This window comes from Micrococcus sp. EWR3.9.1 (assembly GCF_052615555.1).
Map to the genome: position 1 here is coordinate 1 of NZ_JBQXFD010000047.1, position 760 is coordinate 760.

A 760-nucleotide genomic window follows, 5' to 3' on the forward strand; every position below is an offset into this window, starting at 1 on the left:
GGGGAGACCTCTGCGTGGTGCGCCATCTCGCTGCCCTGGTCCCTTACCAGCGAGGTCTGCATCATCCGGGGCAGCTCGGTGAAGTACTCGATCACCGCGTCCGCGGGGGCCCTCGGCGTGTTTCGAGGGCAGGGCGAGCGGGCCGGTGAACCCGCTCATCCGCTCCACCAGCGTCGCCGCGCACGAGGACCCGTTCTTCCCGATGATCAGGTCGCCCTCCCAGTGCCCGGGTACCCGCCGCTTCGCCGCGTCCTCGCCACGCTCCGCGATCGGGACCATCCCCACGATCGGCCCGCCTCGGGAGCGGCCGTGCGTGCGGGGCCGGCGCTTGGTCCGTTTGGACTGCAAGAAGATCCCACGCTTGGCGAGTTCTCCGCGGGGGATCGCGTAGATGTACTGGTAGATCGCTTCTCCGCTGACGGTGCGGCCCTGAGCGTCGGGAGAGTTCGCCATGCGTTCAACGGTCGGGTCTGCGGCCTCCAGACGCAAGCGACCCGCGATCTCGTTCGGCATCCATGACGCTGCGAGGTCGGCGTTGACGCGGGCCTCGAGTACCGGGTCCTTTGCCACTTTCCGGACCTGTGGGCGAGAGCGCTGGCGTTGCGCTTTCACGTCCGCGGTCACGGCTTGATAGCCGCGCGTCTTCGTCGAGTTCGGTCGAAGCTCTCTGGAGACCACCGAAGGGCATCTACCCAGGTGAGACGCGATCTTCCGGACTCCCCACCCGGCCTTCGATCCCGTCGAGATCTCCATCCGCTCC

1 pseudogene is annotated in these 760 nt (G+C 67.9%); it reads right to left on the reverse strand.

Annotated elements, in window-relative coordinates:
* A pseudogene (locus tag ACUJ8O_RS11500) lies at window positions 1–760 on the reverse strand (IS30 family transposase); the annotation flags it as partial.